Source organism: Olsenella profusa DSM 13989, assembly GCF_030811115.1.
GTDB classification, from domain to species: Bacteria; Actinomycetota; Coriobacteriia; order Coriobacteriales; family Atopobiaceae; genus Olsenella_F; species Olsenella_F profusa.
This window is the reverse complement of the sequence record NZ_JAUSQK010000001.1, coordinates 827,425-841,885: the sequence shown is the minus strand read 5'-3', so window position 1 is coordinate 841,885 and position 14,461 is coordinate 827,425. Positions and strand designations below refer to the sequence as shown.

The 14,461-nt window shown below is 63.5% G+C and carries 10 protein-coding genes; 4 read left to right on the top strand and 6 right to left on the bottom strand.

Going from position 1 to position 14,461, the window contains the following annotated elements:
• Window positions 1–2: 2 nt before the first annotated feature.
• The gene (locus J2S71_RS03825; RefSeq protein WP_307388879.1) at window positions 3–674 is read right to left on the bottom strand and encodes an orotidine 5'-phosphate decarboxylase / HUMPS family protein; all 672 of its coding nucleotides are present in this window, start codon (window positions 672–674) and stop codon (window positions 3–5) included.
• A 135-nt stretch (window positions 675–809) separates the two neighbouring features.
• Here J2S71_RS03825 and J2S71_RS03820 point away from each other — a divergent pair, with 135 nt between their 5' ends.
• The gene (locus tag J2S71_RS03820; RefSeq protein ID WP_307388878.1) at window positions 810–2,417 is read left to right on the top strand and encodes a DEAD/DEAH box helicase; all 1,608 of its coding nucleotides are present in this window, start codon (window positions 810–812) and stop codon (window positions 2,415–2,417) included.
• A 12-nt stretch (window positions 2,418–2,429) separates the two neighbouring features.
• On the opposite strand, the gene J2S71_RS03815 is transcribed toward J2S71_RS03820, so the two are convergent.
• The 5 genes from J2S71_RS03815 to J2S71_RS03795 form a co-directional block, all read right to left on the bottom strand.
• Window positions 2,430–3,716, bottom strand: coding sequence for a hypothetical protein (locus J2S71_RS03815; protein ID WP_307388876.1), 1,287 nt, complete (start codon window positions 3,714–3,716; stop codon window positions 2,430–2,432).
• A 58-nt stretch (window positions 3,717–3,774) separates the two neighbouring features.
• Window positions 3,775–5,199, bottom strand: a complete 1,425-nt coding sequence (locus J2S71_RS03810; RefSeq protein ID WP_307388874.1) for a DUF1593 domain-containing protein — start codon at window positions 5,197–5,199, stop codon at window positions 3,775–3,777.
• A 40-nt stretch (window positions 5,200–5,239) separates the two neighbouring features.
• A complete protein-coding gene (locus J2S71_RS03805; protein ID WP_307388873.1) occupies window positions 5,240–6,688 on the bottom strand; it encodes a PTS transporter subunit EIIC in 1,449 nt (482 codons plus the stop codon).
• A 294-nt stretch (window positions 6,689–6,982) separates the two neighbouring features.
• Window positions 6,983–7,831, bottom strand: a complete 849-nt coding sequence (locus J2S71_RS03800) for a PRD domain-containing protein (RefSeq protein WP_307388871.1) — start codon at window positions 7,829–7,831, stop codon at window positions 6,983–6,985.
• A 53-nt stretch (window positions 7,832–7,884) separates the two neighbouring features.
• The gene (locus tag J2S71_RS03795; RefSeq protein ID WP_307388869.1) at window positions 7,885–8,565 is read right to left on the bottom strand and encodes a TetR/AcrR family transcriptional regulator; all 681 of its coding nucleotides are present in this window, start codon (window positions 8,563–8,565) and stop codon (window positions 7,885–7,887) included.
• A gap of 294 nt (window positions 8,566–8,859) precedes the next feature.
• Here J2S71_RS03795 and J2S71_RS03790 point away from each other — a divergent pair, with 294 nt between their 5' ends.
• The 3 genes from J2S71_RS03790 (at window position 8,860) to J2S71_RS03780 (ending at window position 14,461) form a co-directional block, all read left to right on the top strand.
• Window positions 8,860–10,149 carry an MFS transporter gene (locus tag J2S71_RS03790; RefSeq protein ID WP_307388867.1) on the top strand — a complete coding sequence of 430 codons (1,290 nt, stop codon included), beginning with the start codon at window positions 8,860–8,862 and terminating at the stop codon, window positions 10,147–10,149.
• Between the two features lie 133 nt (window positions 10,150–10,282).
• Window positions 10,283–11,818: a DUF5605 domain-containing protein gene (locus J2S71_RS03785; RefSeq protein ID WP_307388865.1), complete on the top strand. Its 1,536-nt coding sequence runs from the start codon at window positions 10,283–10,285 to the stop codon at window positions 11,816–11,818.
• A gap of 9 nt (window positions 11,819–11,827) precedes the next feature.
• Entirely contained in the window at window positions 11,828–14,461 is a 2,634-nt protein-coding gene (locus tag J2S71_RS03780) for an alpha-L-rhamnosidase (protein ID WP_307388863.1), read from the top strand.

Here is a 14,461-nt window from a genome sequence, read left to right as displayed (position 1 = left end):
CCCTACCGCATGTGCGCCTTGAGTGCGGCAGCGGCGGCGCGCGGATCCTGTGCCGCCACGATGGCACGACCCACGAGGATGGTGGAGGGTCGGGCGGCTACCACGTCATCGATGTTGTCCAGGCCGATGTGACCCACGACGGCCGTGCGTGTGGTTGACAGCTGCTCGTTGAGGTCAAGCAGCCTGCAGAGGGGCATGTCATCCGTGGGCTGCTCGCCCAGGTCGGCCACCTCGCTCAGCTCGTTGCCGTCGACGCCAAGCCCCGAGGGAACCACGACCTCCCCAACGCCCAGGACCTCGAGCTCGAGCGCCCGGGCAACGGGGCTCTCCGTACCCGCCAGGTCGCCGACCACGGATCCACCGTGCTCATGGGCCACATCCAGCACGGCACGAAACGTCTCGTCGGATGCAAGGCCCAGCACCGTCACGACATCGGCCCCGCGCTCGAAGCACTTCCGTGCGACATATCCGCCGCTGTGGAAGATCTTGACATCTGCCAGGACTGTCTTCTTCGGAAAGGCATGCTTGACGTGATGCACGAGCGACAGCCCCTCCTCCACCAGAAGCGGATAGCCAACCTCGACGATGTCGACGTAGTCGCGCGTGGCCAGCACGAGGTCAAGACAATCCTCCACGCTGGGAGAGTCGAGCGTGAGTTGCAGCTTCATGGACATGCCATGCCCCCAATCAAAGGTCTAGCCACACTCTACCAGGGAGAATGTGAGGACATCGCCCCCGTCGGCAAACGGCGGGGCAGACGCTGCGCCTGTCCCGTGCAGAAAGGGGCCAGTTGGGCGATACTGGATATCATGGAACATGACTTTGCCCAGCTCGGGCTCAACGAGCACATCCTTGAAGGCGTCCGTGCCCTCGGCTTCACCACGCCAACCCCCGTCCAGGCACAGGCCATCCCCCAGGTGCTTGCCGGACGCGACGTCATTGCCTCCGCGCAGACGGGCACGGGCAAGACGGCCGCCTTTGCCCTCCCCATACTGCAGGTCATCGAGGCGGCCTCGCGCACGGCGCGCGAGGAGCAGGCGCGGGCGATGGCCGCAGACGCACGGGAGCGCAAGGACGGGCGTCATGACGCCACCGGCCCCGATGTCCTAGCCGACGCCGTGGGGGACGACGCATCCATCTCCCACGGCGTGGACGCAGACGGAACGCCCTCGAAGCCAAGGCGTCGGCGCAGGCGCCATCACAAGCGTTCGTCGGGGGACGCCGCGTCCCCGCAGACGCAGCAGGCGAGCGCCCCCACGGCATCCGATGCCGAGGAGCCCCACCCGGCACGCAAGCGCAGGCGTGGGCGCAAGCACGCCGACAAGGGCGCCCCCATACGCACGCGGGACCCCCATGCCCATCCCTTTGGCCCCTTTGCCCTGGTGGTGACCCCCACGCGTGAGCTGGCGTCCCAGATCGAGGACGTCGTCTCGGTGGTGTGCGAGCACACCGGGCAGCGTGCCGTGGTGGTCAGGGGCGGCACCAAGTTCGAGCGGCAGATCCGCGAGCTCGAGGCGGGCTGCGACCTGCTCGTGGCCACACCCGGGCGCCTCATCGACCTCATGGATCATGGTCACGTGGACCTCGGCCAGGTGCAGTGCCTGGTGCTCGACGAGGCGGACCGCATGCTCGACATGGGGTTCTGGCCCAGCGTCCGCCGCATCGTGGCCGCCTGCCCCAAAAAGCGCCAGACCCTGCTCTTCTCCGCCACCATCCCACCCTCCATCAGGGGCACCGTGGACGCCATGCTGAGCGACCCCGTCACCATCGAGATCGCACGCGTGGGCCAGACGGCCGACACCGTCGCGGAGCACCTGTGCCCCGTGACGCAGGGCCAGAAGGCCCAGCTCCTGCAGGAGCTCCTCAAGACGGGTGGCGCCGCCAGCACACGGCCCGAGCGCGTGCTGGTCTTCTGTCGTACCAAGCACCGTGCGGACGAGCTCGAGGCGCTGCTCAAGCATGTGGGCGTGTCCGTGGACGTCATGCATGCCGACCGTCCCCAGAAGGCCCGCGAGCGGGCGCTCGAGAGGTTCCGTAAGGGCACGGTGCAGGTCCTCGTGGCCACCGACGTCATGAGCCGCGGCATCGACGTGAGCGGCATCGACGCCGTCGTGAACTTCGACGTGCCCATGGACCCCGAGGACTACGTCCACCGCATCGGCCGCACGGGACGCGCGGGGGCGACGGGTCAGGCCTACACCTTCGTGGCGCCGGACGAGATCACGCCCCTGCGCGAGATCGAGTACTTCACCAGGAAGCTCGTGCCCCTCTGGGATCTGGACGGGTTCGAGTACGACGGAGCGCGCATCGTCCCCAACCCCACCCGCTCCACCGAGAGGCCCACGCGCTCGCTGTTCAGTGGGTCGCGCAGCCGCGGTCGCGGCTTCGGTGGCGGTCGCTACGGCAGGCACTACTGAGTTCTCCACACATCACGTTCCGTCGCGCAGGGAGTGTGCTCCCACCCACTGCCACAGCGTGACGGGCCGACCATCCACAAGCACATGGGTGCCATCGATGTCGGTCGTGGGGCCGTCGTGGTAGACGCCAACCCACGCGAAGTGGCCGAGGTAGCGCATGGGTCTGCCGTCCTCGTCGCGGTAGACGCCCGTCTCGTCCTCGAGGTGGTCATAATAGGTCAGGTGAAGGTCGCGGGCACCCAAGTCCCCGAGATGCCAGTAGGTGGGGAGCGCTGTCTCCTGGGGCCTCACCAACGGGTCATCGTCGGCATGCACGAACCATAGGGGCGTCGCAGCCAGGACAGCACGCTCCCCCTCCGTCGCGAGTCGGTCATTCCAGGGGGCGCACACGGGCACGCCCGCAGCAAAGAAGCCGGGGTTGTCCGCGATGAGGCGACAGGTCATGAAACCACCGTTGGAGAGGCCACCCACGTAGATGCGGCGTACGTCGATACGATCCGCGTGGGCGGCCACGAACTCGTCCACCAGGGCCCTGAGGGCATTCGAGTAGATGCTCTGGTTGTCATCCTCGATGTCACCAGAACCCGAGTCCATCCAGAACGTGGGGCAGCTCGGCGCCAGCACGTAGGCAGCGCCTCCCAGCTTGCCCTGGATGTCCGCCTCGGCGAGCGCCACGACCTTGTTGCCGGTGACGGTGCGGTAGGGCTCATCGCCCTCTCCAGCACCATGGAGCCACAGCAGCAACGGCAGCTTGCCCGTGTCGCCTTCGACAGGTGAAAAGGAGGCGTAGCGCATCGTGACGCCGGCGTAGGTCCCCTCGCCCTCGAGGTCCCAGCCCTCAAGCTGTGGGCAGATATCACCCGCGTCCTCGTCCCATACCAAACCGACGACCGGAGGCTCTTGTGCCACCGGGGGAACAAACGTCCTGAGCTGGGTCACACGGAAGTGGCTCTGGCGCAGGTGTCCCTGGGTGATGCCACCGTCGATGCGCTTGGTGAGGCGCTCCTCGGGCAGAACGAGGGTCACGTACCTGCCCTCATGCAGGGGAGCGCCCTGGGCATCGGAGACGTAGGCCCGGCGCACGTCCACGAAGCCACGCGATGGTAGGGCACGGACGTCCGCGCCATGCTCCTTGGCGCTTACAACCTGGCCTGTGACCGGATCCTTGCGCTCCACATAGACGTTGAAGGCGTCTGCGTCCACCTCGTTGGCCCACAGGGGGCTGGGAAGCTCGAGGATGAGCCGCTTGACCCAAGGGCCAAAGTCCCCCACTGTCGTAAAGGTCTTGTATCGAGCCATGACATCGCCCCTTCTTCCTTGTCTGAGAACCCGTGCGGCCACGTGGCGCATGCCGCCGTCAGACCACGCTCACCACCACTCGACGATAGGCGCACAGGCAGTCGTCCCCCACCGCAGGGCAATCCCTCACGCGGCAGATGACATGGATGGTCTCCGCTGGCCTCGCATCAAGGGGCACGGACACCGTGGCCTCATCGTCCCGGCTCGTGAGCACCTCGCCGCCGCCAGGGGCCGTGTCGGCCTCCTGATAGCGGAACCAGTCATAGTCGAGGGCATCTCCATCGGGGTCGCTTGCCCGTGCATGGAGCGCCACCCGCTCACCGGGCCGAGCCGTGACGTTGTCGCCCTCCACGACATCGAGATGGGGTGCATGGTTGGCATCCTCGTAACGTCCGGTCACACACCACTGCGCCCGGCAGGCAAACTCCCTCATCCAATCCGCCGTCCACCGAGAGAACTGGTAAGCGTCGCCCCGCGTGGGGCCTCGATCCTCGTCCGGCGCACTGCACCAGTAGGCGGCGGCAGGATTGAACTCGTTGTCCACCTTGCGTTCGAAGCGTCCTCCCCAGCCACCGAAGCCCGGATCCTCAAGGGAGCGCAGGCCCGTGTCCACCAGGTGCAGGAAGCTCGGGGAGTCCCCCTCCGAAATCATGTCGTGGCGCCCGTGAGGCTCCCTACCCCACCAGGCACCACCCATGAGCCTCGGGTTTGACCCAAACTGCGAGCGGTCCTGCTCGCCCGGGTACACATGGCCGTCGCCCCAGCTGTGATAATGTGCCAACAGCGGCCCCTTGTCCAGGAGGTGTGGCTTGAGCCAGGCCCCCTTCATGAGCGCAAGCGCATCGGGCGGGCAGTTCCCCTCGTTGATGAGGAAGGCAATGCCACCCATGTTGGTGCTGTGCAACAGGGGGAGGTCGGGCCAGGCATGGCAGATGTAGTCGCGGTAGGTGTCGTCCTGCGTCACGATCATGTAGATGCGCGTGCGGTCGCACACCTTCCGATAGACGTGCCCCCACGCGGGACTGTCCCGCCACCTCTCCTCTATGCCCTTGAGGGCACGAGCGATGGTGTTGGTTCCGCCGCCAGCCAACAGCCAGATGGGACATGGGTCATCCCTGAGTATGGCCCGGCGAATGAGTTCGGACCCCTCGCTGTCCTCGTCCATGCAGCCGGTGGTCTTCACATTGCCGACGCACGTGACGGACCGCAGCTGATCCGCGGTTGGATAGCTGGGGTCGTGCACCACCAGGTTGGGATAGACCTGCTCATAGGCATCAAGGTAGTCCCACATCCACTCCCCTCCAGCCCAGCGGAAGGGTTCGATGCCCGCGCTGGGGTCACCGGCATAGTGGAACCTCGAGCTCGAGAGCACCAGTCCATCGATGTCGATATCGTTGGCGTAGAGCAGGAGATGGATGAACGAGTTCATGTCATCGCACTCTGCGTCATTGGTGAAGATGGCCCGTGCACGGCTTCTATGCATAGTCGCGCCCCTCCCGATCGCTCATCATTGAGGTCACACGCTACTCGACAACAAGCTCGCCGGGCTGTTCGGCGTCAAGCTCGGCAAGCTCCTCCTTGGTGAAGCCCATGAGGTAGACGACGATGGCAGCAACGACCAGTGAGATGCTCATGCCGATGGCGGCGCTCACGATGTTACCCGTCCCTCCCTGGAAGTAGTTGGTGATGACGAGCAGGTTGGATGCGCCGCCCGCCAGATAGTAGGTGACGCCCAGAAGGCCCGAGACCACAGCTCCGATGGCGCCACCAATGAACATGCCCAGCATGGTTCTGCGCCAACGCAGCAGCACGCCAAAGAGCGTGGGCTCGGTCACGCCACCGAGAAGAGCGGACACGATGTAACCAGCAGTCATACCTCTCTCCTCCTTGTTGCGAATACGCAGGAAGGCACCGATGGCGCAGCCCCATACGGCCGCCATGGCACAGTTGGTGGAGACGAAGACGAACGGGTCGTAGCCGGCCTGGATGATCTGCACCTGAGCCAGCAGGATGACCGGCATGTGCATGCCGGCGATGACGAAGAGCTGCCAGAACGCACCGAGAATGGCCATGACCACGAGGATGCCCACGCCACCCAGATCCGCCAGGCCAAAGAGCGCATTGGCGACCCCGTTGCCGATAAGGTTGCCGAGGGGCGCAAGGACAATCAGCTCGATGGGGACGACGACGATCATCGTGAACCACGGCGTAAACATCGTCGAGAACACATCGGGCACATGCTTCCTCATGAACTGCTCCACCACGTGGAGCACAGGGATGGTGAGGACGATGGGGAGCACGGACTGCGCATAGTTTTCGGGAACGATCTCTAGGCCATAGACGCTGATGGGTGTCTGGCCAGCGGCTGCAGCCACCACCGTCGGTGCGATGAGCACGCCTCCGGCCAGAAGGCCCAAAACGGGTGACGCACCTAGCTTCTTGGCTGCCGTATAGCCCAGGTATATGGGAAGAAAGTAGAAGGATGCCTCATAGAGGGTGGTATAGAGGAAGATGTACAGGGGGTTGTCGGCCGCCACGAGGCCAAGCATCGTCGGGCCGATAATGGCCGCAATGGTGCGGAACAGGCCGCCACCCATGATGAGGGGGATAAGCGGGACCATGGAGCCAGAGAGGTAATCGAGGATCCTGTTGCCCACGACCTTGGGCGTCAGCCTCTCCTGGGACAGGCCCTGATCAAGGTTCTCGTCCACCATGCCACCGGACGAGACGCCCTGGGCAACGATCTCGGCATGCACCTTAGGCACACTCTGTCCGATGATCACCTGGTATTGTCCACCCGACCACTGCGAGCCAAGGACGCCCTTGATAGCATTGACCGCCCTCTCGTCCACGAGGCCGCGATCCTTGATCGCAAGTCTGAGGCGCGTCATGCAATGGAGTGCCGAATTGATGTTACCGGCACCACCCACCGCAGCAACGACCTCGGAGGCTATCTTCTTGTTGTCTGGCATGCGTGCTCTCCTCTCTCGACTTGGCCAAGGAGACGAGCGTCACAGGGCTGTCACACGCGGTGGTGACCCCATGCAAAAAAATGGTGCCACCCTGCGCGAAGGCACACTGCCCCTCGTCGCCTTGGTGACACCTCGCGCATACGCGCAAGTAACGTCCAAAACTTGCCTACGAATCTCGCAGATGAGCATGCCAGAGTCAAGCAGCAAGCATCCAAAGGAGTATGGACGGTAGCCCAGTCGTGGCAGACGGCCAGGGGAGCGCGGGGACGAGGGCGATACAACCTACGGAAACCGTCACGCACCATCATGCGCGTCATGGGCACGACACACCACGCGATTGATGTGCAGCATGAGGTAGAGACGCTCCTCGTCACTCAGGCACGTGCCGAGCCTGAGTGCCAGATAGTCCGCGACCTTGTCCGCACAGGCGGCAACCGCCGGGTATGAGCGCACCACCTCCTCGTAGAGGGAGGTGTTCAGTGTGGCTATAGGCTCGCCCGACAGCATGCGGTCTATGAGGTAGCGAAGATGCGTTGCGAAGCGGGCGTAATCGAAGGAGTCACGCGCTATCGAGACGCCCATCTCAACCTCGACGAGACCCGTCACACCCTCCATGATGCGTTCGGCGCGGGCACCATCGCGACGCTGGGGCCTGCTTGGTGAGAGGGTGGCATTGATGATAGACAAGGCGACACCCGTTGCCTCGCTGGGAGGCAACATGACACCAAAGGTTCGCTGTGCGCCCCGCACGCACAGCTCCCCCAGCCTAAGCTCCAAGGGATACCTCTGCCCAACGTCCCAGGACAGTGGCATGGATACGACGATGTGCTCCTGCGCGCGCTTGAGCATGAACGAGAGGTGATCGGCCAGGGTGATGGGGAAGTTGGGGGACAGCTCGTAGGAGAGCTGCTGACGAATGACGTCCGCGCACTGGGCCGCAAACTCGAGGTGCTCTGCGGGAAGCTCCTGGACAAGCCCCAGGTACCGGGGATCAATGTCATAGAAGGTGCGCGAGACCTCCTCGACACCCACCTCGCGGGGCAGCTCACCGAAGCCCACACCCGTGCCCAGGGCAACCACCTCATGCCCCGCGCTGTCGAGACACAGCGCGGCGTTATGATTGATGCTCTTGATAACGCGCATGAAGTTCCCCCTTACCGCGAGCACCCAAGGACGGCCATGCACCCACCGCTATTCTATCGAGAGGCAGCCTGCGTGGCGCTCGACGGCAGCTGTCGGTAGCCCTCCCAAAGCGGCAGGGGAAAGAGCACGTCCTCGTAGCGTCCCCACTCGTCCACCAGATCAATCTCATCCTGGCGCGCCAGCCACCTGCCCTCGAGGCCGTATTCGGCCGCCAGCGCGACGGAGAAGGTCTGTGCCGCATCCACACCCTCGGGCACACTCCACGCAAAGTTACTCCCCTGGGAGATAGCTCCCTTGGACCTGCGCACCACGAAGTCATGCGCACTGTTTTTGGGCGAGCAGGCCTCGGTATCGAGCACATGGAAGGCCATCACCATGTCTGGACGCCGGGCGTTCTGCCTCACCATGGCACGGCAGAATTCCGGAATCAGGAGGGGTTGCCCTTCGAGCGCGCCGCCTGGCTCGTGGGCAGCAAGGTATTCGTCGCCTGCCGTCCCCTTGTCATAGTAGTGCTCTATCAGAAGCCTCAACAGGCCGTCCTTGCTGTGCACGTAATGGAGAACGCCCGTCTGTGTGATGCCGACCTTGTTCGCCACGCTCTGCAGGGACATGCCACCAAAGCCACGTTCGCCCACCAGCAGATAGGCTGCATCAAGTATCTGGTAAAGGCGCCTGTGCGCCCTCGGCGATAAAGAGGAGTCCGTCACCTTGCCGTTGTCCTCGTCCAGCTGCATATAGCACGAACCTCCAAGTGTCGCTCTCGAAACAAGCACCAGCCATGGTACCCCAAGCGTGCCGGGCGCACCCCTCTATCAGTAGGGGTTGCCTTCCTGCGCCGACACACCGCTTGGCAGGCCATTCCGGCCGCTGGCGGGGGCGCACGTCGTGCGCCCCCGCCAAAGGATTATTTTTCTTACTAGATAGTAAGTAATAGGTACCAAGCAAAGATGCCCAATACTCCCCACCTCCATGGACAGTCGGTGCTGCATGCGGTCGCATGCACGAGATACGAGAGGAAGGAGTCGCATATGAGCGATGCAAAGCAGGCAGCAAGCGGGGTGGACGCCAATCAGTTGGCGCCAGACACCGGAAAACCCCTCTCCGGAGTGGATAAGGCCCGTTTCATGGTGGGCTTCATCATCTTTGGCATCATGTGGATGGCAAGCGGCACCATCGGTTCGGCCGTGCTCCTCCCCGAGCGCTTCAATCACCTGGGGATAGGCACGCCCGAGGTCATCCTCACTTCCATGAACTCGGTCGGCATCATCTTCGCTCTGGTGGCGAACATCGTCTTTGGCGCGCTTTCAGACAGATGTCACTCACGTTTCGGGAAGCGCACTCCCTTCGTCGTCATCGGTGGCTTCGTCTGCGGACTCGCCTTCTGGCTCACCTCGACGGCGACAACTCAGTTCGCCATCGTTGCCTGGTGGTCGCTTCTGCAAATTGGCCTCAACTGCATGCTGGCTCCTGCGGTGGCGGTGTTGGCCGACCGCGTCCCCTTCAACGCGCGTGGAACGCTCAGCGCCTTCTACGGCGGCGGCGCCATCGTGGGCCAGTCCCTAGGCACCATCATCGGATCGACATTCATCCAAAATCCCCTGCCCGGCTTCGTCGTCGGCACCGTCAGCTGGATCTTCACGGGCATCCTCGCTGTCATCATCTGGCCCCGCGAGAAGTCTGCGACACTGGAGACACAGGGGCAGAGCGACGTCCCAAAGACACGTGTCTCCTTCGTGCCCCCCACCAAGAACTGCCGTGATTTCTACCTAGCTCTCATGGGCCGTCTCATGCTCATCTTTGGCTACCAGATGATTGTGACGTTCCAGCTCTACATCATCGAGCGCTATATCGGCCTCTCTGCCGCAGAGGCCGCAGGCGTCATGTCCACCATGTCAGTCATAATCATGGTGGTCTCCATAGTGGCCTCCCTCTCGTCTGGTGCCATCTCGGATAGGATAGGACGTCGCAAGCCGCTGGTCATACTCAGCTCCGCCCTCATCGCCCTGGGAATCCTGGTTCCCTTCCTTGTCCCCAGCGCTGCAAGCATGCTCGCCTTTGCCGCCATATCAGGCCTGGGTTATGGCGTATACAGTTCCGTTGACCAGGCGCTCAACGTCGACGTCCTTCCCAACCCCGATGATGCGGGCAAGGACCTGGGCATTCTCAACATGGCAAACACCCTGGGCCAGGTGCTGGCCCCCATCGTGGCGTCCAACATCTACCTCGCAACCGGTGGCTACAACCTCGTGTTCCCCTGCGCCATCCTCTTGGTAGTTGTGGGGGCCGTCTTCATCGGTTTCATCCGCAGGGTCAAGTAGGTAACGGCGCACAGCGCCCAGGGGACCGTGCGCCACAATGGAAACGCCGCCCCTCGGGTCATGCCTCTAACCTGGGCATGACCCGAGGGGCCAGACAGAACACGACCACACGCCACACCACAGAGGAGACCCCATGAACACAACGAAAACCATCGAGCAGTACAAAGTATTCGATCTTGCGCTCGCCGGGACGAGCATGGGCAACCCATACCAGGACGTGCGCCTTGATGCGACGTTTAGACGCAAGGACAACGGCGACAGCGTGTCCGTGCGCGGCTTCTACCGCGGAGACGGGCGCTACGGCATACGCTTCATGCCGCGCAGTGCAGGCAGCTGGTCCTATATCACCAGCAGTTCCGATAGGACCCTCGATGGCCTTAGGGGCACCCTCGAGGTGAGCGCCGCAAGGCCAGGCAACCATGGTCGCGTGCTCAGGGCGAAGGACGTGCGCACAACACAGACCGTCTTTGACACCAGCAACGACTTCAAGTTCTGCTACGAGGATGGTACCAGCTTCCTGCCCTTCGGAACCACCTGCTACGCCTGGACGAACCAAGAGCCCGAGGTACAGGAGCAGACCGTCGAGACCCTCGCTGCCAGCCCTTTCAACAAGGTGCGCATGTGCATCTTCCCCAAGTACTACGACTACAACCACGACGACCCCGCCATGTACGCCTTCCCTGGGGCCGCGGGCAGGGGCTTCGATCGCACGCGCTTCTATGAGCCGTTCTGGGAGAACCTCGACCACCGGCTGGCGCAGCTCGACGAACTAGGTATCCAGGCGGACATCATCCTGCTGCACCCCTATGACAAACCCGAATGGGGCTTCTCGCGCATGAGCAGGGAGGAGGATGCCTTCTACCTCACCTACGTGACGCGGCGCTATGCGGCCTACAAGAACGTCTGGTGGAGCCTCGCCAACGAGTTCGACCTCCTACCATGGAAGTCCGTAGAGGACTGGGACCAGTACGCCCGTATCATCATGGACAATGACCCCTATGGGCACCTGCGCTCCATTCACAACTGTCGCACTATCTTTGACCACTCCCACCCTTGGATCACCCATGTGAGCTGGCAACGCTGTGACCTCCAGCGCACGGCGGAATGCGTGAGCGAGCTGCGCGCCCAATACGGCAAGCCCGTTGTGGTCGATGAGTGCGCCTATGAGGGCAACATCAACTGGGGCTGGGGTAACCTCACCGGCCAGGAGATGACCAGGCGCTTCTGGGAGGGCTGCCTGCGTGGCGGCTATCTCAGCCATGGCGAGACCTTCGTGGACCGGGGCCCCAAGATCTGGTGGGCGCACGGCGGAAGACTGTACGGGGACTCCCCCGCCCGCATCGGCTTCTGCCGCTCATTCATGGAATCGCTCGGTGAGGACATGGACACGGTGCCTGACGAGCGGGGCATCCTGCTGGGAACCTTCACCTGGGACATCACCTGCATGGCAAACGAGCGCGGAGGTGGTGATGACGACGTGGTCATCTACTTCGGATTCTTCCGTCCCTCCTATCGTGAGTTCGACCTGCCCGAAGGTAAGAGCTACAGCATCGACGTCATCGACACCTGGAGCATGACGTGCGAAACACTGCCTGGCAGCTTCGAGGGGCATGTCCGCGTTGACCTCCCCTCCCGTCAGTACATGCTCCTTCGCCTGCGTACAAGATAGGCGGCCGCCATGGGCATCACGCACCTCCAGGTTGAGCACTTCATCGGCGACGTGCTGGGGCTAGGCGATGCCTCCCCACGAATCAGCTGGCAATACAGACACCATCCTGGTCATGGACCAAAGGTGGAGATAGAGGTCACGCGCTTTGTGCTGGGAGGTGAGGCGCATGTCCAGCACGCCTATGCAGGCGTAGATGACAACGTACTGTTCCACTGGCCCTTCGATCCCTTGGCCCCCCGCGAGCACGCAACGCTGAGGGCACGACTCACCGACGTGCAGGCCACGGGACCTTGGTCAGATAGGCTTGAGGTGGAGACGGGCTTGCTCGTGCCCTTTCTGCGCATGGCCGACTTCGTGGGCCCCTCCTCCTTGGACGGGGCCAGTGACCACCGTCGCCTCCCCCTGGTGCGCAACGAATTCGAGCTGGCCGAACGTCCAGTGGCAGCGCGACTCTATCTCACGTCCCTAGGCCTGGTAGAAGCCGAAATCAATGGCCTGCGGGTAGGCAAGGACGTGCTCACTCCCGGCTGGACCTGCTATGACAGTCGCTTGGCCTGCTGGACCTTCGACGTCACCGATCTCCTGCACAGGGGTCCCAACGCAATCGGCCTGTGGCTGGGCGACGGCTGGTGGCGTGGGCGCATCGGCTTCGACGGCGGCAGGGCCAACGTCTACGGCAATCGCCTGGCGGTATATGCCCAGATCGATGCGGTCCCTGCCGATGGGAGCACGGCGTCTATGCGCTCCAACTCCTGGGACGGCAGCTGGAAGAGCGCCCCGGGACCCATCGTGTGCAGCGACCTCTGCGAGGGAGAACGCTACGACGCCCGCCTCGAGCAGAAGGGCTGGTCGCGCCCGGGCTTTGATGACTCCGCCTGGCAGCCCGTGGCGGAGATCTACTATGATCCCCACAAGATCCAGGACACGCCCCTGCCACCCGTGAGACCCTGTGAGCGGATGCACCCACGATCCATCGCCAAGCTAGGTGACAGGCGCTTCCTGGTTGACATGGGACAGAACTGCACGCAGCGCATATGCCTGCACGTCCGGGGACTTGCCGCAGGCGAGCGTGTGGAGCTACGGCATGCCGAAGTATTGGAGGACGATGGGACCCTCTCGACCCGGCCGCTGCGCCGCGGCAGACAGCACGATGTCTATATCTCCGCAGGAGTGGATACGTGGTGGGAGCCGCGCTTTGCCATGCATGGCTTCCGCTATGCAGAGATCTCGGGAATCGACGATCTCGCCGACGACGATCTCGCCGACGACGATCTCGCCGACGACGATCTCGTCGTGAGAGCGTATCACACAGCCCTGGAGGAGACCGGTGGCTTCGAATGCTCGGACGAGCGGGTAAATAGGCTCTGCGAGAACGTCTCCTGGTCCCTGAGGTCCAACTTCGTGTCCATCCCCACCGATTGCCCCCAACGCGACGAGCGCCTGGGCTGGACGGGTGACATAGCGCTCTTTGCTCCCACTTCCTGCTATCTCTATGACACGACACAGTTTCTTTCCAGCTGGCTTGACGACGTCCGCAGCGAGCAGCGGCGCGTGGGGACTGTGCCCTACTATGTACCCTACGTCCCCTTGGGAGTGTGGTCGGACCCTTCGGCAATCGCCCTATGGGGAGACGCCGCCGCACGGGTTCCCTGGGCTCTCTACATGGCCTCGGGGGACACTGGGCTACTCGAACGCCACTACGACCTTGCCCGTTCCTGGGTCAGCCAGGTCGAGGGCTACCTCTCTCCCGATGCAATATGGGACCGCAAACCCGAGCTGATGATAGGTCAGTTGGGTGACTGGCTCGACCCGACGGCTCCGCCGGACGACCCCATCCGCGCCATGACTGAGAAGGAGCTTGTCGCCACGGCGTTTTTCTATGAGAGCTGCTGGATGACCTCCCGCATGGCACAGGTACTCGATAGGGCTCAGGACGCAGAGTGGCTCACAGACCTTGCCAACCGCGTCAAGAGGGGCTTCTCGGAGCGCTTCGTGCACGCGGATGGCACCATGACATCGGACACCCAGTGTGCCTATGCCCTAGCCATCGCCTTTGGACTCGTCAAGGGAGGGCGACGCCAGAAGGCCGGCAACCGCCTTGCACAGCTGGTACATGAAGCGGGCTACAAGGTGGGGACGGGCTTTGCCGGGACCCCCTTCGTCCTGCCGGCCCTCACCGAGACCGGCCATGTCGAGGAGGCCTACAGGCTCTTTCTCGGCGAGAAGTGCCCCAGCTGGCTCTACCAGGTGTCCATGGGTGCAACCACAACCTGGGAGCGCTGGGACTCTATGCTGCCCGACGGCACGGTGAACCCCGGCGACATGACCTCCTTCAACCACTATGCGCTGGGGTCGGTCGCACAGTGGGTATTCCAGTGCGTCGGTGGGCTCGCGCCTGCGGAGCCGGGCTGGAGAAGTCTGCGCGTGGCACCCATCATCGGTGGGGGCATCGACCATGCGTCCGTGTGGCACCTCACCCCCTTCGGCCGCGCCGCCGTCAGCTGGCGGATGGAGGATGGGAAGAGGGTCAGAATCTCCGTTGACGTGCCTGCGGGGACGACGGCGCGCATCGAGAGCTGCGGCATCCATGAGACCATAGCCTCGGGACATCATGAGCTCTCGGGCAACCTGCAGGAGGCATAG

Bases quoted from the DNA above. Each gene is read 5' to 3' on its own strand.
- J2S71_RS03810 (WP_307388874.1), bottom strand. From the start codon at position 5,199: ATGCATAGAAGCCGTGCACGGGCCATCTTCACCAATGACGCAGAGTGC.
- J2S71_RS03815 (WP_307388876.1), bottom strand. From the start codon at position 3,716: ATGGCTCGATACAAGACCTTTACGACAGTGGGGGACTTTGGCCCTTGG.
- J2S71_RS03820 (WP_307388878.1), top strand. From the start codon at position 810: ATGGAACATGACTTTGCCCAGCTCGGGCTCAACGAGCACATCCTTGAA.
- J2S71_RS03825 (WP_307388879.1), bottom strand. From the start codon at position 674: ATGTCCATGAAGCTGCAACTCACGCTCGACTCTCCCAGCGTGGAGGAT.
- J2S71_RS03800 (WP_307388871.1), bottom strand. From the start codon at position 7,831: ATGCGCGTTATCAAGAGCATCAATCATAACGCCGCGCTGTGTCTCGAC.
- J2S71_RS03790 (WP_307388867.1), top strand. From the start codon at position 8,860: ATGAGCGATGCAAAGCAGGCAGCAAGCGGGGTGGACGCCAATCAGTTG.
- J2S71_RS03785 (WP_307388865.1), top strand. From the start codon at position 10,283: ATGAACACAACGAAAACCATCGAGCAGTACAAAGTATTCGATCTTGCG.
- J2S71_RS03805 (WP_307388873.1), bottom strand. From the start codon at position 6,688: ATGCCAGACAACAAGAAGATAGCCTCCGAGGTCGTTGCTGCGGTGGGT.
- J2S71_RS03780 (WP_307388863.1), top strand. From the start codon at position 11,828: ATGGGCATCACGCACCTCCAGGTTGAGCACTTCATCGGCGACGTGCTG.
- J2S71_RS03795 (WP_307388869.1), bottom strand. From the start codon at position 8,565: ATGCAGCTGGACGAGGACAACGGCAAGGTGACGGACTCCTCTTTATCG.